Annotated in this window: 18 protein-coding genes and 1 pseudogene; 12 read left to right on the plus strand and 7 right to left on the minus strand. The window is 70.4% G+C overall.

Going from position 1 to position 20,091, the window contains the following annotated elements; translation table 11 throughout:
- The first annotated feature begins 25 nt into the window (after window positions 1-25).
- Window positions 26-2,833 carry an ATP-dependent helicase gene (locus B4V06_RS08905; RefSeq protein ID WP_123112053.1) on the plus strand — a complete coding sequence of 936 codons (2,808 nt, stop codon included), beginning with the start codon at window positions 26-28 and terminating at the stop codon, window positions 2,831-2,833.
- Window positions 2,834-2,875: 42 nt separating this feature from the next.
- Here the strand turns inward: B4V06_RS08905 and B4V06_RS08910 are convergent, their stop codons facing one another.
- The gene (locus B4V06_RS08910; RefSeq protein WP_123112052.1) at window positions 2,876-3,064 is read right to left on the minus strand and encodes a hypothetical protein; all 189 of its coding nucleotides are present in this window, start codon (window positions 3,062-3,064) and stop codon (window positions 2,876-2,878) included.
- A 52-nt stretch (window positions 3,065-3,116) separates the two neighbouring features.
- The gene (locus B4V06_RS08915) at window positions 3,117-4,100 is read right to left on the minus strand and encodes a formyltetrahydrofolate deformylase (protein WP_123112051.1); all 984 of its coding nucleotides are present in this window, start codon (window positions 4,098-4,100) and stop codon (window positions 3,117-3,119) included.
- A 180-nt stretch (window positions 4,101-4,280) separates the two neighbouring features.
- Between B4V06_RS08915 and purS the strand changes: the two genes are divergently transcribed.
- Window positions 4,281-4,532, plus strand: coding sequence for a phosphoribosylformylglycinamidine synthase subunit PurS (purS, locus tag B4V06_RS08920; protein WP_123112050.1), 252 nt, complete (start codon window positions 4,281-4,283; stop codon window positions 4,530-4,532).
- The gene (gene purQ, locus B4V06_RS08925) at window positions 4,529-5,206 is read left to right on the plus strand and encodes a phosphoribosylformylglycinamidine synthase I (RefSeq protein WP_123112049.1); all 678 of its coding nucleotides are present in this window, start codon (window positions 4,529-4,531) and stop codon (window positions 5,204-5,206) included. Before purS ends, purQ begins: the two co-directional genes overlap by 4 nt.
- A gap of 24 nt (window positions 5,207-5,230) precedes the next feature.
- Here purQ and B4V06_RS08930 read toward each other — a convergent pair whose 3' ends face one another.
- Window positions 5,231-5,788 carry an SHOCT domain-containing protein gene (locus B4V06_RS08930; protein WP_498169274.1) on the minus strand — a complete coding sequence of 186 codons (558 nt, stop codon included), beginning with the start codon at window positions 5,786-5,788 and terminating at the stop codon, window positions 5,231-5,233.
- 99 nt (window positions 5,789-5,887) lie between these two features.
- On the opposite strand from B4V06_RS08930, the gene B4V06_RS08935 reads away from it, so the two are divergent.
- The 3 genes from B4V06_RS08935 (at window position 5,888) to ilvD (ending at window position 9,306) form a co-directional block, all read left to right on the plus strand.
- Window positions 5,888-6,280, plus strand: a complete 393-nt coding sequence (locus B4V06_RS08935; RefSeq protein ID WP_123112048.1) for a VOC family protein — start codon at window positions 5,888-5,890, stop codon at window positions 6,278-6,280.
- A gap of 58 nt (window positions 6,281-6,338) precedes the next feature.
- A complete protein-coding gene (locus B4V06_RS08940) occupies window positions 6,339-7,430 on the plus strand; it encodes a type I restriction enzyme HsdR N-terminal domain-containing protein (RefSeq protein ID WP_498169277.1) in 1,092 nt (363 codons plus the stop codon).
- Between the two features lie 85 nt (window positions 7,431-7,515).
- Window positions 7,516-9,306 carry a dihydroxy-acid dehydratase gene (gene ilvD / locus B4V06_RS08945; protein ID WP_498169279.1) on the plus strand — a complete coding sequence of 597 codons (1,791 nt, stop codon included), beginning with the start codon at window positions 7,516-7,518 and terminating at the stop codon, window positions 9,304-9,306.
- Between the two features lie 90 nt (window positions 9,307-9,396).
- Here the strand turns inward: ilvD and B4V06_RS08950 are convergent, their stop codons facing one another.
- Complete coding sequence (locus B4V06_RS08950; protein WP_123112045.1) at window positions 9,397-9,648, minus strand: DUF7999 family protein; 252 nt, start codon at window positions 9,646-9,648, stop codon at window positions 9,397-9,399.
- 165 nt (window positions 9,649-9,813) lie between these two features.
- Between B4V06_RS08950 and B4V06_RS08955 the strand changes: the two are divergent.
- A pseudogene (locus B4V06_RS08955) lies at window positions 9,814-10,278 on the plus strand (NYN domain-containing protein); the annotation flags it as partial.
- Window positions 10,279-10,490: 212 nt separating this feature from the next.
- Here B4V06_RS08955 and B4V06_RS08960 read toward each other — a convergent pair.
- Entirely contained in the window at window positions 10,491-11,153 is a 663-nt protein-coding gene (locus B4V06_RS08960; protein WP_498169281.1) for a S26 family signal peptidase, read from the minus strand.
- Window positions 11,154-11,246: 93 nt separating this feature from the next.
- On the opposite strand from B4V06_RS08960, the gene gcvT reads away from it, so the two are divergent.
- Window positions 11,247-12,425: a glycine cleavage system aminomethyltransferase GcvT gene (gcvT, locus tag B4V06_RS08965; protein WP_498169284.1), complete on the plus strand. Its 1,179-nt coding sequence runs from the start codon at window positions 11,247-11,249 to the stop codon at window positions 12,423-12,425.
- Between the two features lie 125 nt (window positions 12,426-12,550).
- Window positions 12,551-14,272: a formate--tetrahydrofolate ligase gene (locus B4V06_RS08970; RefSeq protein ID WP_498169287.1), complete on the plus strand. Its 1,722-nt coding sequence runs from the start codon at window positions 12,551-12,553 to the stop codon at window positions 14,270-14,272.
- Window positions 14,273-14,309: 37 nt separating this feature from the next.
- Here B4V06_RS08970 and moaC read toward each other — a convergent pair whose 3' ends face one another.
- Window positions 14,310-14,819: a cyclic pyranopterin monophosphate synthase MoaC gene (moaC, locus tag B4V06_RS08975; protein WP_498169290.1), complete on the minus strand. Its 510-nt coding sequence runs from the start codon at window positions 14,817-14,819 to the stop codon at window positions 14,310-14,312.
- The gene (locus B4V06_RS08980) at window positions 14,812-16,254 is read right to left on the minus strand and encodes an NAD(P)H-hydrate dehydratase (protein ID WP_498169292.1); all 1,443 of its coding nucleotides are present in this window, start codon (window positions 16,252-16,254) and stop codon (window positions 14,812-14,814) included. Before B4V06_RS08980 ends, moaC begins: the two co-directional genes overlap by 8 nt.
- A 314-nt stretch (window positions 16,255-16,568) precedes the next feature.
- Here B4V06_RS08980 and B4V06_RS08985 point away from each other — a divergent pair, with 314 nt between their 5' ends.
- From B4V06_RS08985 to B4V06_RS08995, 3 genes are all read left to right on the plus strand, one after another.
- Entirely contained in the window at window positions 16,569-17,603 is a 1,035-nt protein-coding gene (locus B4V06_RS08985) for a glycosyltransferase (RefSeq protein ID WP_498169295.1), read from the plus strand.
- Complete coding sequence (locus B4V06_RS08990; protein ID WP_123112037.1) at window positions 17,604-19,256, plus strand: DUF2070 family protein; 1,653 nt, start codon at window positions 17,604-17,606, stop codon at window positions 19,254-19,256.
- Between the two features lie 112 nt (window positions 19,257-19,368).
- On the plus strand, window positions 19,369-20,037 hold the full coding sequence (locus B4V06_RS08995) for a type 1 glutamine amidotransferase (RefSeq protein WP_498169299.1): 669 nt from the start codon (window positions 19,369-19,371) through the stop codon (window positions 20,035-20,037).
- Window positions 20,038-20,091 lie beyond the last annotated feature (54 nt).

Consider the following 20,091-nt stretch of genomic DNA (forward strand, 5'->3'; position numbering starts at 1 on the left):
CCTCCGCGCGCCCACGTACGGGACAGTGACCGGACTCACGGAACGCGGCGCGGAGCTCCCCTCGGCGAGGGCCCTCCTCCGCGAGGCCCTCGCCGAGCACGACGGCCCCTCCGTCGAGTTCGATCCGGAGACCGTGCCGCTCCCGGACGCCCACGTGCTCGACCGGCTCTCGCCGCCGGTCCGTCGCTGGTGGGTCTCGGAGTTCGGCGCGTACGTCGGCGAGAACGGCGGCTTCTTCACCCCGCCGCAGCGCGAGGCGATCCCCCACGTCGACGAGGGAGAGAACTGCCTCGTCGCCGCGCCGACCGGGAGCGGGAAGACGCTCGCCTCCTTCACCGCCGTACTCGACGACCTCTTCGCCCGAGAGCGGGCGGGAGAGCTGGAGAACTCGGTCTACTGCCTCTACGTCTCGCCGCTGAAGTCGCTCGCTAACGACATCGAGCGCAACCTGGAGGCCCCGATCGAGGGGATCGCGGCGGAGGCGGCCGCCGGCGACGAGGGAGACGGCGACCCCGATCCGGGGGTCAGGCAGGCGATCCGCCACGGCGACACGAGCAAAGCCGACCGGCAGGCGATGCTGGAGGAGACGCCGCACGTGCTCAACACCACGCCGGAGACGCTGGCGATCCTGCTCAACTCCCCGAAGTTCAAGGAGAAGCTCCGGACCGTCGAGTACGTCGTCGTCGACGAGATCCACTCGCTGGCGGCGAACAAGCGCGGCACCCACCTCGCCGTCTCGCTGGAGCGGCTGACGGATCTGGCCGACGGCTCCCCGACCCGGATCGGCTGCTCGGCGACGGTCGAGCCGCTCGACGAGGTGGCCGAGTTCCTCGTCGGCCGCGAGCGCGTCGCCGGCGAGGTGGGCGACGAGTCCGGGCTCGACCCCCGACCCTACGAGCTGGTGGACGAGCGCTTCGTCCGGGAGTTCGACCTCGAACTGCGGACGCCGGCGGCCGACCTGATCCACACGCCCCGATCGGCCGTCACCGATCGCTTTTATAACTCTCTCCGCGACCTGATCGAGTCCCACGAGAACACGCTGGTGTTCACCAACTCCCGGTCGGGCGCGGAGCGCACGTTGCAGGAGCTCCGCGAGCGGTTCGGCTACGACGAGTCGGACTCGGGCTGCCACCACGGGAGCCTCGGCGAGGGCCAGCGCACTCGGATCGAGGAGGGGCTGAAAGAGGGCTCGCTCGACGTGGTGACCACCTCGACGAGCTTGGAGCTCGGCATCGACATGCCGCACCTCGACTTGGTGGTGCAGGTCGGCTCGCCGAAGTCGGTCGCGGCGCTGCTCCAGCGCGTCGGGCGCGCCGGCCACAGTCCCGGCGAGACCGTCGAGGGGCGGGTGTTCGCGCTCGACCGCGACGAGCTGGTCGAGTGCGCGGCGATGCTCGCCCGCGCCGAGGACGGGTTCGTCGACCGCGTGTTCCTCCCCGAGGGAGCCTACGACGTGGCCGCCCAGCACGTCTACGGGATGGCGATAAACCGGATCCGACCCGACCGCGAGGTCCGCGAGACGCTCCGGCGCGCACACCCGTATCGCGAGTTCGGCGAGAGGGAGTACGAGCGGCTCATGCGGTACCTCACGGCGGACTACGAGGGGCTCGAAGACCGGAACGTCTACCCGAAGGTGTGGCGCGACGAGAACGACCCGCCGGGCGGGGAGCACCACCACGAGGAGCACCCGGTCGGCGAACTCCTCGTCGGGAAGCGCGGCCGGCTGGCGCGGGTCATTTATATGACCAACGTCGGGACAATCCCGGACTCGTTCAGCTGTCAGGTGCTCACTCGCGACGGCGAGCCGGTCGGGACGCTCGACGAGAGCTACCTCGACACCCTCGACCCCGGCGACGTGTTCGCGCTGGGGGGCGAGCGGTTCGCCTTCCGGTACCGCCGCGGCTCGAAGGTGTACGTCGACCGGACGAGCGAGCGCCCGACCGTCCCCTCGTGGTACTCCGAGCGGCTGCCGCTCTCCTACGACCTCGCGCGGGAGGTGCTGGCGTTCCAGGGCGAGCTGCTCGACCGGCTTTCAGACGGCGGCCCCCCGGCGGTCCGCGCGTGGCTCCGGGAGTTCCCCCTCGACGGGAACGCGGTCCGGGCAATCACGCGGATGTACGACGAGCAGGTCAACTACGCGGGCGCCGAGAGCGTCCCCACGCCCTCCCGGCTCGTCGTGGAGGAGGAGCTCGACCGGGCCGAGTACAAGCGCCGGTTCTACGTCCACTCGAACTACGGTCGGCGGTTCAACGACGGCCTCTCCCGGCTCGTCGCCGCCGCGGTCGCGAACCGCACGGACGCGAACGTCGCCGTCGCGGTCGCGGACCGCGGCTTCTCGCTCGCGCTCCCGCTGAACCGCAAGGTCGACGTCGCCGGGATCCTCCGCGAGCTGGACCCCGACACGGCGCGCGAGGACCTCCGCGAGGCGGTGCAGGGGACCGACCTCCTCCAGCGCTACTTCCGCATCGACGCGGCGCGCTCGCTCCTCATCTTGAAGCGGTACAAGGGGTACGAGAAGACGGCGGCCGAACAGCAGGTGTCGGCCGAGATGCTGCTGTCGTTCGCCGAGGAGCTCGACGAGTTCGCCGTCACCGAGGAGACGTACCGGGAGCTGCTGGAGGACCGCCTCGACCTCGCCGGCATTCGCGAGGTGCTCTCGGGGGTCGCCGACGGCGACGTCGACGTGGTCCACCACACGGTCGACTCACCGACCCCGATATCCTTCGGGCTCGCGACGCTCGTCGACTCCGACACGGTGCTCGCCGACGACGAGTCGGCGGTGCTCCGAGAGTTCCACGCCCGCGTCACGGAGTCGATCGAGGAGGTCGAGTGAGGGCGACGGGAGGGCGACTGAGAGCCGATGCCCCCGCGCCGCTCACGGCCGCGGCGGCTCCGAGGGGATCACGTCCGGGAGCCCGTCGAGGAGCAGGGTGGTGTAGTAGAGGAAGACCACGAGCGCCGCGACGGAGAGCAGCAGGAGGAAGAGTAGGATCATGCGCTCGTCGCTGCGGACGACGGCGCTTCCGTCGGCGACGAACCGCGCGAGGGACCGGTCCGTAGGCATCGACGGTACCCTACGCGCTCGGGCTTTTAAAAAGGTCGCCCGAACGAGCGACTCAGTCGCTCTCGATCGGCGGCGTCTCCGAGCGCGACAGCGGCTCGCCGTCGACGGGCTCGTCGGGGTTGGCGTCGACGGCCGCGTCGCTCAGGCCGAGCTGCGCGTCGACGTCGGCGTCCTCCCGCACGTGGACCGTGCCGCGGTGGATCGCGATCGCGTCGGCGAGGTGGAGCCGGACGGCGTCGAGCAGCACGTCGGCCTCGAGGGGCTGCCCGCGGCGCTTGATCGCCTCGACGTCGGCGCCCGCGGGCACGTCGAAGGCGCGCTGGGCGATCACGGGCCCCTGGTCGAGGTCGGTCGTGACGTAGTGGGCGGTGACGCCCGCGACGCGGACGCCGGCGTCCTTCGCCTGCCGGTACGCCTCCGCGCCGGGGAACGCCGGCAGCAGCGAGGGGTGGACGTTGATGATCCGGCCCTCGTAGCGGAAGACGACCTCCGGCGAGAGGATCCGCATGTAGCGGGCTAAGGCGATCAGGTCCACGTCGTACTCGGCCAGCAGGTCGAGCAGCCGGCCCTCGTCGGTGTTGCCGTTCCCGTCGCCCACGTCGTAGAAGGGCTTGTCGTAGCGCTCCGCGAGCGACCGGAGGTCGCCCCGGTTGCCGATGACGACCGGGATCTCGGCCTCCTCCCCGTCGTCGGCGAGCTCGTTGTTGGCCTCGGCCTCCAGCAGCGCCTCGGGCGCGTGCGTCTCCTTCGTGACGAGCAGCGCGATCCGGCGCGCGTCGCGGTCGCTCGGGAAGCGCACCTGGATGTCGACGTCGAGCTCCCGGCCGAGCTCGGCGAGCGCGCGCCGGAGCTCGCCTCTGGACGTCTCCATCTCCGAGGCGTCCACGCGGGTCGTCATCCGGAAGACGCCCTCGCGGACCGCCTGGTCGAGGTCCTCGATGTTGATCCCCCGCTCGAACAGCAGGGAGGTGACCCGCGCGATGAGTCCGGTCTTGTCTCCTCCGACCACCGTGATCTCGGTCAGTTCGCGGGTCATGCGACGATCACCTCCGCAGTGTCGAGCGGCTGCATACACCGGGACCAAGTCGCGGAGGGGTTTGCCCCTTTCGTTCCGCGCGGAGCCTGCCGCCCGCCCGATCGACCGGGATATATCCACAAACGTGCATATAAAAGGCATTCCAAAACGGTTTTTACACACGACTCCGCAGTATCGCTCATGACGGCATACACCGCGACGGTGACGGTCCGGCTGAAGCGGGGCGTCCTCGACCCGGAGGCCGAGACCACCCAGCAGGCGCTCGAACGCCTCGGGTTCGAGCTGTCGGACCTCCGGTCCGCCGACCGCTTCGAGGTGGACCTGGAGGCGGCCGACGCCGACGAGGCCGCCGACCGCGCCGACGAGATGGCCGAGCGGCTCCTCGCGAACCCGACCATCCACGACTACGACGTCGCGGTCGCCGAGCGATGACGGTCGCAGTCGTCCAGTTCGGCGGATCGAACTGCGACCGCGACGCGGTCCGCGCGCTGGCGCACCTCGGGGTCGACGCCGAGCGCGTCTGGCACGAGGACGGCCTCCCGGCCGACCCGGACGGGATCGTCCTCCCCGGCGGGTTCTCCTACGGCGACTACCTCCGCGCCGGCGCGATGGCCGCCCGCGCGCCGGTCATGGAGGAGGTCCGCGAGGCCGCGGCCGACGGCGTCCCCGTGATCGGCGTCTGCAACGGCGCGCAGATCGGCGCGGAGTCCGGCCTCACCCCCGGCGCGTTCACCACCAACGCCTCAGCGCGCTTCCAGTGCGAGCCCGTCCACCTGCGCGTCGAGCGCGCGGACACGCCCTGGACCGCCGCCTACGACGAGGGCGACGTGATCGAGGTCCCCATCGCGCACGGCGAGGGCCGCTTCGAGATCGGCGAGGAGGCACACGCCGACCTCGTCGCCGACGACCGCGTGCTCTTCCGCTACTGCGACGCCGACGGGAACGTCACCGACGCCGCCAACCCGAACGGCTCCACCGACAACGTCGCCGGCGTCCTCGGCGAGCGCGAGACGGTCGCCGTGCTCATGCCTCATCCCGAGCGCGCCACCCTCCCGGACCTCGGCCGGAGCACGGACGGGGCGGGCATCCTCCGAGCGTTCGCCTGAACGGCCGCCGACCCGCCGGCCCCGCTATCGCTCGCGTCCCGAGAGCGAACGCTCCGCGCTCGCTCCGCCGATGTCGCGCTCGTCGTCGGCCCGGTCGACGCCGCCGTCGGTCTCCTCGCCGCCGAGTTCGCGTTCGAGCGCCCGCTCGAACTCGGCCTCGGTGAGCTCGCCCTCGGTGTACCGCCGCTGGAGCCGGGCGATCGGGTCGGTCTCTTCGTCGTCTGCCTTTGTATCGACCTGACCGCTCTCGTCCGGTCCGGCCATCGCGCGGATCCCGACGTAGCCGAGCGCGAGGAGCGCCGCAAACGTGAGGAACATGAACGGGAAGAAGACGAACGGGAAGCCCCCCGCTCCGCCCATCATCCCGCCGCCCATCATCCCGCCGCCCATCATCCCGAGGGGACCCGCCGTCCCGGTGCTCGTCACCCCGGTGCCGGCCACCGTCCCGCCGCTCGTCACCCCGGTGCCCCCGGTCGCGCTCGCGGTCGGCGTCCCGACGGCGAGCGCGAGGAACGCGATACCCGCGAACGCAGCGACGGCGACGCCGGCAGCGGCGTGTTCGGCCCGATCGAACGTAGTCATGTGTGATGGATACACGTCTACGCATAAATACGGTGGTGTCCGGTTTCACTCCCGGGAAATCCCCGTCTATTTTTGCGGTTCGGTACCCAACCGCGTCACATGCAGGCACGGCATATCGACCACGTGAACCTCCGGATCCCGGCGGAGGGCGTCGACGACGCCCGGGAGTTCTACGGCGAGCGGCTCGGGTTCGGGATCGAGGACGCGCTGTACGCGGCCGACGAGAAGCCCTTCTTCGACGTGCGGTTGTCGGCGACGGCCGTCGTTCACCTGTGGCCCACCGCTTCGTTCGAGCCGCCGGCGGCGACGAACTACGACCACGTCGCCGTCGTCGTCGAGGAGTCGCTCGACGAGATCGCGGCCGAACTCGACGCGGCCGGCGTCGAGATAGAGAAGACGCTCGACTCGCCCCTCGGCGCGACCGGGGAGGCGCCGGCGGTGTACGTCAGGGACCCGTTCGGGTACCGGGTCGAGCTGAAGGCGCGGGTGTGAACGCGACACTACCGACGTTTGTACTTTTAAGAGGGCACGCACGCGACGTATCAGGAGGATGGACGAGGAGACGGTGACGAAGTATATTGAACGCTCGCAGTCGCTCGTGGAGGCGTCCCCGCAGATGGACGAGCAGAACACTCGGGCACGGCTGATAGATCCGTTTATAAGGGACGTACTCGGTTGGGACTTTTACTCGACATCGATCGAGATGGAATACTCGGTCCAGATGGGGTCGAGTAAAAAGAAAGTCGACTACGCGCTATTCGCCGACGGATCTCCGGCGGTGTTCGTCGAAGCGAAAGGCTGTGACACGACTATTTCCGAGTCGCACGCTGATCAGCTCCGAAGCTACATGCGCCAAGAGTGGGTCGACTGGGGACTTCTCACAAACGGAAGGTCGTTTCTTGTTTTCCGACTTAAAAAGGACGGCGACAGGCCAGACGTGGAACTTCTTAGGCGCATGGAACTGGCCGACCTCACTGCGAACGACTGGCTGCTTGCGGCATTATCTAAAGAATCGATCCAGTCGGGCGCGTCGACGGAAATATACGAGCGTGTCGAACGCCGTCGACAGGCGATTAATGCACTCTCCGACGGAAAATCGGAGATCGCCGAAGCGATCCGGAAAACCGTTGTAGACCGCGTCGGCGAAGTCGTCTCACAGCCGGCGGAGTCTCTTTCGAAAACTTTTGTCGATGACCTAATTTCGGAGCTGGAAAGCGATCAAAATGACGGTCGAGACACCGCGAGCAATTCCACGCCATCGGAAACTGTGTCAGGCCACGGTGAAGAGACCGAAACCGTCGATTCGTCCGATGCATACGTAATCAAAATCGCTGATCAAATGGAGTCTACATCGTTCAGCGACGACAGTCAGGCCGATCTTATGGGAACAGTCGTGGATCATCTCATTAGGGAACACGACCTGATCGACGCGTATGCCCCGCTTCCGTACGTTCCGGGAAAGAAAATCGCGATACTGAACGATGAGCCGACTCACCCGTCGGGCGAAGAGATGCGTTTATATCGTGCGGCCGGCGGCGGCTACTACGTGTACACCTCGCTGAACAAGGGAGACAAGAAGCGCCACCTCACCGACTTCGCCGACGCGTGCGGCGTCGACATCTCTTTTGACGGCGACTGGTAACCCGACCGGACCGAACGCGTTCGCCGGCCCGAGCAACCCTCGCCCCCTTGCGGCCGTTTAAGACCCCCGAGCGACAGGACCAACTATGAGCGAACAGCAGCCACGATCCGACGAGGGGGAGACCGCTCGCGGGCGCGGAGACGCGGACCGGTTCGCGGGCGAGAAGGACGAGGACCTGCGGAGCAGGGACGTGACGGAGGGCGCGGCGCGCGCCCCCCACCGCTCGATGTTCCGGGCGATGGGGTTCGACGACGAGGACCTCTCCTCGCCGATCGTCGGCGTGCCGAACCCCGCCGCCGACATCACGCCGTGTAACGTCCACCTCGACGACGTCGCCGACGCGGCGATCGAGGGGATCGACGCCGCGGGTGGGATGCCGATCGAGTTCGGGACGATCACCATCTCCGACGCCATCTCGATGGGGACCGAGGGCATGAAGGCGAGCCTCATCTCCCGAGAGGTCATCGCGGACTCCGTCGAACTCGTCTCCTTCGGCGAGCGCATGGACGCGCTGGTGACGGTGGCTGGCTGTGACAAGAACCTCCCCGGCATGCTGATGGCGTCGATCCGCACCGATCTCCCGAGCGTCTTCCTCTACGGCGGCTCGATCATGCCCGGCGAACACGAGGGGCGCGACGTCACCATCGTCCAGGTGTTCGAGGGCGTCGGCGCCTACGCCGAGGGCGACATGAGCGGGGAAGAGCTCGACGACTTGGAGCGCCACGCCTGCCCCGGCGCGGGCTCCTGTGGCGGGATGTTCACCGCCAACACGATGGCCTCCATCTCCGAGGCGCTCGGGATGGCGCCGCTCGGCTCCGCCTCCGCGCCCGCCGAGGACCAAGAGCGCTACGCGGTCGCGGAGCGGGCGGGCGAGCTCGTCTTGGACTGCATCGAGAACGACCGCCGCCCCTCCGACATCCTCTCACGGGAGTCGTTCGAGAACGCGATCGCGCTCCAGACCGCGATCGGGGGCTCGACGAACGGCGTCCTCCACCTGCTCGCTTTGGCCGCCGAGGCCGACGTCGACCTCTCGATCGAGGACTTCGACGAGATCTCGCGGCGCACGCCGAAGATCGCCGACCTCCAGCCCGGCGGGAGCCGCGTGATGAACGACCTCCACGAGGTCGGGGGCGTCCCGGTCGTGCTCCGTCGCCTGCTGGAGGCCGACCTGCTCCACGGCGACGCGATGACCGTCACCGGCCGCACCCTCGCCGAGGAGATCGCCGAACTGGAGGAGCGCGGCGTGCTCCCGGACGACGACGATATCGAGGCCGACTTCCTCTACACCGTCGACGAGCCGAAGGAGGAGGAGGGCGCCATCAAGATCCTCAAGGGGAACCTCGCGCCTGACGGCTCGGTGCTGAAGGTGACCGGCGACGACGAGTTCTACCACGAGGGCCCCGCCCGCGTGTTCGAGAACGAGGAGGACGCGATGGAGTACGTCCAATCTGGCGCGGTCGACTCCGGTGACGTGATCGTGATCCGCAACGAGGGGCCGACCGGCGGCCCCGGGATGCGCGAGATGCTCGGCGTCACCGCCGCCGTCGTCGGCGCGGGCCACGAGGACGACGTCGCGCTCCTCACCGACGGGCGATTCTCCGGCGCGACGCGCGGCCCGATGATCGGCCACGTCGCCCCCGAGGCGGCCGACGGCGGCCCGATCGGCCTCATCGAGGACGGCGACCACATCACCGTCGACATCCCCGAGCGCGACCTCGCGGTCGACCTCTCCGACGAGGAGCTCGCGGAGCGCCGCGAGGCGTGGGAGGCGCCCGCGCCGCAGTACGAGGGCGGCATCCTCGCGAAGTACGCCCGCGACTTCGACTCCGCGGCCGCCGGCGCCGTGACGAACCCGCGGCTGACGCGAGACCGTTAGCGACAACCGGCGTTCTTTTTAAATAGACAGCGAGGAAGGACCGAAGGCGCGAGGCGGTGAGAGCGGCGGGACCGGTCGATTTGTCGCCGTTTACTCCCGTTTCCCGCCGTCCGTGTGCGCGGTCCGGACGGCCTCGGCGCGCCAGACGTTGCTGCGGCGGCCGGCGCGCGACAGCTCCATCTTGACGACCGAGCCGACCGGCAGGTCCGCGACCGTCTCGCGCGCGTCGTCGTCGGCGTAGTCGACGACGTGGTACGTCTCGTTGCGCGGATGTGCACGAAGCGTGGTGCATTCGTGATCGTTCTGTTCGGAAATGACGGTGAAGGTGTCGTAGTTCGACATCTTAACTGGATATAGCTGGACATACTATTTTAAATCTCCGTATATTCACTACGGTCGTCGGTCAGGTCGTAATACGAATATAAGGTGTTTAACAACGGGGCGCGGGACGCGGGAGCGCCGGCTCGGACCAGCACGCATATTTCCGCCCGCCGCCGACCTCGTCGCATGGAATCCAGTCGGGAGGACGAGGAGCCGGTCGGCGTGGCGCTGTTCGTCGACGGGCCGAACGTGTTGCGCGAGGAGTTCGACGTCGACCTCGACGACGTGCGGCGGGCCGCCGAGGCCGAGGGCCCGCTCGTCACGACGCGGCTCTACCTCGACGAGCACGCGACCCCGGGGCTCATTCAGGCCGCCGAGGCGCGCGGGTTCGAGGTGGTGATCACGAGCGGCGACGTCGACGTGAAACTCGCCGTCGACGCCGCCCGGTTCGCGGCCGAGGACCGGATGTCGGTCCTCGCGATCGCCTCCCGGGACACCGACTTCAAGCCCGTCGTCGAGACGGCGAACGGGTACGGGATCCGGACCCTCGCGATCGCGCCCGGCGAGTTCGGGCGGTCCGACGCCCTGCGCAACGCCGCGAACGGGTCGGTGACCCTCGAGGAGGCGAACGGGGATGACGACGAGACGAACGGGAGCGGAGACGAGGACGCCGCAGATTGGGCCGGCAACGAGGACGCCGACGGCGGGGACGCCGCAGACGGGGACGCCACCGACGCCGAACCCGGCGATGCGGAGACCGATTCGGGCGCGCCGGCCGACTCCGCGCCGGAGTGAGGCGTCGCCTTCGCGGTCGCGTACCGCGTCGTTCTCACTACCGCGTCGCTCTCACTACCGCGCCGCGGTCACTCCCCCGCACCGTCGCGCCCGCGGCCGATCCGCCCGATCAGCACCGCGCCGAAGCCGCCCGCGACCGCCGCGGCGCCGCCGACGCCGAGGGCGGTCGGCAGGAGGCCGAGCCGAGCGATTGCGGCGTCGACGCCGACCCGGAACCAGCCGAGGTTCGGGACCGAGACCAGCGCCTTGGCGCTGATCCACTCCTCGCGGACGACCGGGGCGATCCCCGCGCTCTGGTCGTACTCCCCGTTCGCGTCGCCGTAGGTGATGTACCCGTCGTGGGGCGCGGGACAGGCCTCGATCGCGGCGCAGTCGCCGTCGAGCAGCGCCGGGTCCGCGCGGTCCGTCCAGTCCTCCCCGGCGCTGACGGGAAACGCGATCCGGTGGAGGATCGGCCGCGTCTCCGCGTCGGGCGGGTCGAACACCACCACGTCGCCCCGGCCGCCGAGTCGCGTCGGGGCGCCGGGCTCGTCGCTCGCGACCAGCCCGCCCCAGGGGAACCGCTCCGTCGAGGTGACGACCACGAGGTCGCCGCGCTCGACGGTCGGCTCCATGCTCCCGCTCTCGACGGCGACGAACGGGGGCCACGCGCCCGCGGCCGCCGCGACGACGAGCGCGACGATCAGGACCGCGGCGGCGGGCGCGAGCAGTCCGGAGACGTTCCGCTTCACGTGGGACAGGGAGAGAGGAAGCGGCTTGAGGCTGTCGGCGCCGAGGGCGTCCCGATGGCAAGACCTTAGACCCGTCCCGGTGACCGTCCCGCCATGACGGATCGGCTTCCACCCCTCCACGAGACCCACGAGGCGCGCGGCGCGACGTTCACCGACTTCGGCGGCTGGCAGATGCCGGTCGAGTTCGACTCGATCCGCGAGGAGCACGCCGCAGTCCGGGAGTCTGTCGGCGTCTTCGACGTCTCGCACATGGGCGAGATCGAGGTGGCCGGCCCGGACGCGACGGCGCTGATGAACCGCCTGACGACGAACGACGTGACGGCGCTCGACCCGGGCGACTCCCAGTACGCGGCGATCACGGACGACGAGGGGATCATGCTCGACGACACCGTCGTCTACCGGCTCCCGGACGGGGTCGAGGCCGGAACGGGCGCCGACGCGCTCGCCGGGATGGACCGCGACCTCGACGCGGGCGACGGCGACCCCGCGTACCTCTTCGTCCCGAACGCGGGCCACGACGAGCAGATGACCGACCGCTGGACCGACTACCGCGACGAGGCCGGGCTCGACGCGACCGTCGCAAACGCCACCGACGACTGGGCGATGCTCGCGGTGCAGGGCCCGGACGCGGCGGATGCCGTCGACGACGCGACCCCCGCGGACCGCGTGGTCGGCCTCTCGAAGTTCGAGGCGACGGTCGCCGGGATCGCGGGCGTCGACGCGTGGGTCGCCCGCACCGGGTACACCGGCGAGGACGGCTTCGAGGTCATGTGTCCGGCGAGCGCGGTCGAGGACCTCTGGTCGGCGTTCGTCGGCGGTGACGCAGACGAGGGTGCACAGCCGTGCGGGCTCGGCGCGCGGGACACCCTCCGGACCGAGATGGGCTACCTCCTCTCCGGACAGGACTTCGATCCCGAGGGCGAACCGCGTACCCCCTACGAGGCGCGGATCGGCTTCGTCGTGAAGCTGGACACCGAGTTCGTCGGTCGGGACGCGCTGGAGCGGCAGAAGGAGCAGGGAGTCGACGAGCGGTTCGTCGGCGTCCGCCTGCTCGACCGCGGCGTCCCGCGCGGCGGCTACGCCGTGACCGACGGCGACCTCACCCGGATCGGCCAGCTGACCTCCGGCACGATGAGCCCGACGCTCGACGAGCCGATCGGCCTCGGCTACCTCCGCGAGGGCTACGCCGACGCCGGCACCGAGGTGAGCGTCGTGGTGCGCGGCGACGAGAAGCGCGCCGAGGTCGTGATCCCGCCGTTCCTGGACCTGTGAGCGCGGTGAAAAATCGGGGGAGTGCGCGGAGTCGACCGCCAACAGGTAGCGATGGACCGGCAGCCGATTTTTAACGGGCGGGAACGGGTCCAAGACTCATAACCGCGCCGAGAGAAGGCTTCGGCATGGCGCACTCAGAGCCGGACGGCGACGCGGTCGACGCACCGGAGTCCGACCTCGCGGTCGCGCGGGCCGCGGACCCCCGGCCGATCGAGGCGGTCGCGGCCGATCTCGGCCTGCGCCCCGCCGACATCGAGCCGCGGGGCGACGGGGTCGCGAAGCTCACCCTCGACGCGGTCCGCTCGGCGACCGCGGACGCCGACCCCGGCGACGGGACGACCGTCCTCGTCACCGGGATGACCCCGACGCCGAAGGGCGAGGGGAAGACCGTGACGACGGTGGGGCTCGGGCAGGCGCTCGCGGGGCTGGGGGAGTCCGCGGCGGTCGCGGTCAGAGAGCCCTCGCTCGGCCCCGTCTTCGGGGTGAAGGGCGGCGCCGCGGGCGGGGGGTACTCGCAGGTGCTCCCGATGGAGGCGATCAACCTCCACTTCACCGGCGACATCCACGCGCTCACGGCCGCGCACAACCTGATCGCCGCCGCGCTCGACAACCACCTCCATCAGGGGAACGACGAGGGGATCGACGTGCGCCGCGTCGACTGGCCGCGCGCGCTCGACGTCAACGACCGCGCGCTCCGCGAGACCGTCGTGGGGCTCGGCGGCCCCGCCCGCGGCGTCCCGCGCGAGGACGAGTTCGTCATCACCGCCGCCTCGGAGCTGATGGCCGTCCTCGGGCTCGCGGAGGACCTGACGGATCTGAAGGCCCGCATCGGGCGGATCGTCCTCGCGGAGGACGAGAACGGGGACCCGGTCACCCCCGACGACCTCGGCGTCACGGGGGCCGCGGCGGCGCTCCTCCGCGACGCGTTCCGCCCGAACCTCGTCCAGACGGTCGAGGGCGTCCCCGCCCTGGTCCACGGCGGTCCCTTCGCCAACATCGCGCACGGGACCAACACGCTCGTGGCCGACCGGGTCGGCGCCTCGCTCGCCGACTACCTCGTCACCGAGGCCGGCTTCGGGGCGGACCTCGGCGCCGAGAAGTTCGCGCACATCGTCGCCCGCGAGGGGGTCGTCCCGGACGTCGCGGTCGTCGTCGCGACGGTCCGCGGGGCCAAGCGCCACGGGCTGGAGATGTGGCCGACCGACTTCGACGCGCTGGACGCGACCGACCCCGAGGCCGTCCGGGCGGGCGTCGACAACGTGGCGCGTCACGTCGAGGTCATCGAGTCGCTCGGGATCCCAGCGGTCGTCGGGATCAACGTCTTCCCTGACGACGCGGAGTCGGAGCTCGCGGCCTTGGAATCGACGCTTTCGGACGCGGGGATTCCGGTCGCGCGCTCGACCGCCTACCGCGACGGCGGCGAGGGGGCGACCGCCCTCGCGGAGCTGGTCCGCGAGCGCGCCGGAACCGGGACGTTCGCGCCGCTGTATGACCTCGACGCGCCGATCCGCGAGAAGATCGAGACCGTCGCCCGCGAGGTGTACGGCGCCGACGGCGTGGAGTACGTCGACGGCGCCGCCGCCGACATCGACCGCGTCGAGGCGTGGGGGTACGGCGACCTCCCCGTCTGCGTCTCGAAGACGCCGTACTCCCTCTCGGACGACGCCTCCTTGACCGGCGTGCCGGAGGGGTGGACGCTCACCGTCCGCGAGGTGTCGCCGTCGGCCGGCGCGGGCTTCGTCGTCGCCAAGACCGCCGACGTGATGACGATGCCCGGGCTGCCCGCCGAGCCGGCCGCCGAGGACATCGACGTGGACGCCGACGGCGACGTGAGCGGGCTGTTCTGAGCCCGCGGGCGCGTCCGTCGCCCGCCGCTCCGGGGGCTCAGTCGCCGCCGTCGAGCGCCCGCTTCTCCTTCTCGACGACCTCGACGCCGGAGATGCCGGTGTCCGGGTACTGACCGTCGCCGTCCTTCTCGGCGGCCTTCACCATGTCCCAGACGACGTTGAGGCCGGTCGTGACGCCCTCCAACGCCTCCATCTCGCAGCCGGTCTTGCCGGTCGTCTCGACGGCGACGGTCAGCTCGATCCGGTCGTCGCCGACCGCGAAGTCGGTGTCGACGTTCGTGATCGGGATCTGGTGGCACATCGGGATCGTCTCCCACGTGTGTTTGACGGCCTGTACAGCGCCGACCCGCGCGGTCGCGAGCACGTCGCCCTTCCCGACCTCGTCCGCCTCCACGGCCGCGATCGTCGAGGGCGTCAGCCGGATCTCGCCGCGCGCGACCGCGCGTCGGCTCGTGTCCGGCTTCGCGCCGACGTCGACCATGCGGACCTCGCCGGAGTCGTCGGTGTGGGTCAGCTCCCCCGCCGCCTCCGTTGGCTCGTCACTCATCACGCATCGCCTCGGGAAGCCGGTCGGGTAAGTCCGTCGCCACGAGCCCGTTCCCGTGCGCGGCGGCCGCCGCGTCGCCGGCCAGCCCGTTGACGTACGCCCCGACCGCGGCCGCGCGGAACGGGTCGGTCACGGCCGCCAGCGCGCCGACCGTCCCCGCGAGCACGTCGCCGGTCCCACCCACGGTCATCCCCGGGTTCCCGGTCCGGTTCAACCGCACCGCGTCGCCGTCGCTGACGATGTCTACGGCGCCCTTCACGAGCAGCGTGTGGCCGATCTCGTCGGCGAACGACCGCACGAGCGCGGCCCGCTCGTCCGGGTCCTCGGCCGTTTCGCCGCCCATCCCGACGAGCTCGCCCTGGTGCGGCGTACAGATCAGCGTCGCGTCGGTGTCGACCTCGGGGACGACGCGGAGCGCGTCGGCGTCGACGACGGCCCGGCCGTCGTAGCCGTCGAGGAACTCACGGACGAACGCCAGTGTGGCGTCGTCGTCGCCGAGCCCCGGGCCGAGCACGACGACGTCGTTGTCGGCGGCGAGCTCCGCGACGCGGTCGACGTGGGCGGGTCCCAGCCGATCGCCGGGGAGCCCGCGGACGATGAGGTCGGCGGAGTACCCCTGCACCTCCCGCGCGACGGTCTCCGGGCAGGCGACCCGGACGAGGTCGGCGCCGGCCCGGAGCGCGGCCCGCGCGGACAGCGACGGCGCGCCGGTGTAGGGGCCGCCGCCGACGACGAGGGCCTCGCCGTTCTCGCCCTTGTGCGAGTCCCCGGCGCGGCCGAGCGCGAGCAGGTCTCCGGGACCGGTGTACCGCTCCGCGGCCGCCGGGATGCCGATGTCGGCGACCGTCACGGCGGCGTCGAGCCCGGCAAGCCCCGGCTTCCCGTCGTGGAAGGTGACGACGCGGTCGGCCTCGACGCGGACGGCGGACTCCCCCCCGGTCGGCCCGCCCGTGTCGGCGTCGACCCCGCTCGGGACGTCGACGGCGACGACGGTCGCGTCGCGCTCGTTGGCCAGCCGCGCCGCCGTCCGCTCGGGCTCTCGGAGCGCGCCGGACACCCCGGTCCCCAGCATCGCGTCGACGATCACGTCCGGGTCGCCGAGCGACAGGTCGGTCGAGTCCGTGACGGTCTCCGTCGGGATATCGGTCTCGCCGAGGGCCTCCCAGTTCTCCCGCGCGATGTCGGTCCGGATCGACTCCGGGCGACCGAGCAGGTGCACCGTCGCGTCGTACGCCGAGAGGAAGCGCGCGGCGACGAGCGCGTCGCCGCCGTTGTTCCCGCGCCCGCACAGCAGCGCGACCTCGGCGCCCGGCTCGGCGACCGCCCGCACCTCGCGGGCGACCGCGTTGCCGGACGACTCCATGAGCTGTTTCCGCGGCACGCCGAGGGCGGCGGCGTTGGCGTCGACCGCGGCCATGCGTTCGGTCGATATCATGCCTCCCGATCCGCGCCCCGTGGGATTAAGGGTGGGGTCGCCGCCTCGCCGGTTAGCTCTACCACGGGACCCGGCCCCGCGCGGCCGCCGCCTCGCCCCGCCTGCGGTCGGAATGAAAATGTTGAAGCTTTTCGGTGCGGAATCCCGGAGACAGAACCCGTGCGACCCGCTGTACATCCCGACGCGCCGACGCGGTCCGACCGGCTCCCGTCCGCCGCTGACGCGGCGGTCGGCGGATCGGCTCGTCAGAACGTCGTCCGCGCCCCTCCCGAGATCGGTCTCCGGCGGGCGACACGCGAACGACGGACCCTCGCATGAACATCGGATTCTTCACCGACAGCTACTTCCCCGGCGTCGACGGCGTCACCTACACGATCCAGTCCTGGCGCGATCGGTTGGAGGACCGAGGCCACGACGTGTACGTCGTCTACCCGGCGAGCAGCCACGAGCCGGACGCCCGGGAGATCCCGGTGCGGTCGCTGCCGAACCCCTTCTACCGCCAGTACCGCGTCCCGCTCTACCGCCGCCTCTCCACCCTCCCCGACCTCGACGTGGTCCACTGCCACGGCCCGGCGTCGACGGGGCTGATGGGGCGCCGGTACGCGAAGAAGCGGGGCGTCAAGTCCGTCTACACCCACCACACGCCGGTCGAGGACTACTTCGTGCAGGGGCTCAAACTGGAGTCGCTCTCCGACGTCGCCGGGCGCGTGTACGTCGCCTACGAGAACCGGTTCCTCCGGTCGTTCGACTGCGTCACGGCGTCGACGTCGCGGATCCGCCGCGACGTGGCCCCGCGGAAGCTCCCGGTCGGCATCGAGACGGAGACGTTCCGGCCCGTCGACGGCTCGCGGTTCGAGCGCGACGAGCCGACCGTCGGCTACAGCGGGCGGATGACCCGCAACAAGAACGTCGACGAGATCCTCCGGCTGGCCGAGCGGATGCCGGAGGCGCGCTTCGAGCTCGTCGGCGAGGGGCCGGTTCGCAACGCCCTCGAACGCGACGCCCCGGACAACGCGCGGTTCCGCGACTTCCTCCCGCGCGAGGACCTGCCCGCCTTCTACTCCGCGCTCGACGTCTTCGTCACCGCCTCGACCTGCGACACCCTCGGGCTCTCGACGCTTGAGGCGAACGCCTGCGGGACGCCCGTCGCCGCCGCCGACGTCTCGCCGTTCGACGAGACCATCGGCGAGGCCAACGGCGCCCGGTTCGCGTACGGCGACCTCGACGACATGGAGCGGGCGGTCGAGGACTGCCTCGACGGCGACCGCCGGACCCGGGAGGCGGTCGAGGAGTTCTCCGTGACGCGCACGATAGACGAGCTGGAGTCCATCTACGGGGTGTCCTCGTAGATGGGGGCGGACAACGTCGACGTCTTCCAGCGGCTGGTGTTCAGCGTCCCGTCGCTGAAGGTACAGCTCCCGGCGCTGGTCGGACTCAGCGCGGTGTACAGCCTCGTCGCGTTCTCGGCGTTCTCGGCGTTCACGCCGCTCTCGCCCGAGCCGTCCAGCGTCCTACCGGTCGCGGTCCTCCTCTTCCTGCTTCCATTTCTGTTCGCCGGGGAGCTGTTCCATCGGCTGCTGCCGAGCTACCCTCGGTCGTGGAGCTTCTTTCTCGCCTTGGTCAACCAGCTCGTCCTGTTCGTCTACGCGCTGGTGCTCTCCGGCGCCAACGACGTCGGGAACGTCTGGAGCATCGTCTGGCTCCTCTTCATCACAATATACCTGATCAACATCCTCGCGCTCGTCGTCTCGACGGGGATCGACCGCTACAAGCGGATCCTCCTCGTGTCGCTCGCGGAGCCGGCGGCGCTGATCGCGGCCTTCTACGCGTTCGCGGGCGGCGACCTCGGGTTCTCGACGTACCGCCACGTGTTCGCGTTCGCGTCGCTGCTGATCGCGGCCGCGTTCCTCGTCTCGGTGCTCGCCCTCGTCGACTACCTGATCCGGAGCAACACGGACGTCTCCGCGTTCGCGCTCACGTCGGGGATCCTCCGGAACGACCGGGAGTCGCTCGACCTCGGCGTCGAGGCCGAACCGACCGTCGAGACCCTCGCGATCGACAACGGCGACCGGCTGACGCTCGCCGCCCCGTGGGTCCACCCCGGGCCGCTGGGCGGGTTCGGCGGCGGCCAGCTCAGCGGGAACGTCATCGAGGCCCTGAACGACGGCGCCGACGAGCACGGCTTCTTCCTCCACGTCCCCTGCACGCACAAGGAGGACCTCTCGAACCCGACCGACGCCGAGAAGATCCTCGACGCCGTCGGCGACCCCGAGGGCTCGGGTCGCGCCTCGCGGCTCGTCCACGAGGACTACGGCGAGATCGAGTTCTACGGGCGCCGGTTCGGCGACAAGCAGGTCGTGTACCTCCACAGCGAGGGGATCGACGACTACGACACCGGGGTGTTCATGCGCGACGTCGACGAGTCCGAGGTGCTCTTAGTCGATCTCCACAAACACGACATCCAGGACGGGCCGACGAAGGAGGTCCAGTACGGGTCGAGCGAGGCCGACCGCCTGAAGCGCCACTTCGACGACTTCCGCGAGCGGATCGCCGAGGAGCCGCTCGGCGAGTACGCGGCCGGGTTCGCGGTCGAGCGCACCGACCAGGACATGATCGCGGTGGTCGAGTCAGTCGACGGGCAAGACGTGCTGACGATCGGGATCGACACGAACGGCGTCACGCCGGACATCCGCGAGATGGAGACCCGCCACGGCGAGGCGTACGACGAGGTGCTCGTGTTCTCCACGGACACCCACGCCTCGATCTACGAGCTGGCGAACATGAAACAGTCGAACGTCGACGCCCTCGAGGCGGCGATCGAGCGCGCCCTCGACGACGTCTCGCCGGCGACGATCGGGCTCGAAAGCCGGCGCACGGCGCCGCTGAAGCTGCTTAAAAACGACTACAACGGGCTCGTGTTCAGCGTCAACATCCTCATCCGGCTGACGGTGATCGCGCTGGTGGCGCTGTACGCGCTGCTCGTGATGTGGCTGTTCTTCTGAGCGGGGCTCGCGGATCTGCGGTGTAGCGTTCGACCGACCGCCCGTGCGGTGTAGCGTTCGACCGACCGCCCGAGCCGAAAGGGTAAGGGCGATCGACGCGGAACGGGCGCGTGTGACAACTCCCACCACGGTCGCGTCGGACCTGTTCGTCGTTCGCAGCGAGGTCGACGCCGACTGCGAGTACCACTGCGACGCGCTGGCGGCGGGGTTCCCGACCGCCGAGGAGGTGGACTTCGTCGCGGGCGAGCGGGTGCCCCTCGACGAGGCGGACGGCGTGGTCTTGACCGGGAGCACGGCCGCCGTCTACGAGGCCGACCGCCGCCCGTGGATCGCCGAGCAGGAGTCTCTCGTCCGTGAACTCGTCGATCGGGAGATCCCGACGCTGGGCGTCTGCTTCGGGCATCAGGTCGCCAACTCCGCGCTCGGCGGGACGGTCGAGCGCGTCGGGACGACCGCGGGACTCGTCGAGGCGACCCTCGCCGACGACCCGCTGTTCGAGGGCGTCGAACCGATCGTCGTCTCGTTACACGGCGACGCCGTGACGGAGCTCGGCGACGGGATGGAGGTGATCGCGTCGGCCGACCACGCGAGCGCGTTCGGCACCCGCCACCGGACGGCGCCGCTGTGGACGGTCCAATTTCACCCGGAGATCGACGCCTCTCACCGCGACCGCCTCGCCGAGGACTTCGACTGGGAGCCGGGGCGACGCTCGTTCGAGGACGTCACCGCCGGTCAGATCTTCGAGAACTTCCGAGCGCTCGTCAGCCGAGCGGAAGCGTAACGCCGGCCTCGGTGGCGTGCGGCTCCCGGTTTCCGAGCCGATCCGGTCGCTCGT

The organism is Halorubrum sp. B53 (assembly GCF_059752395.1).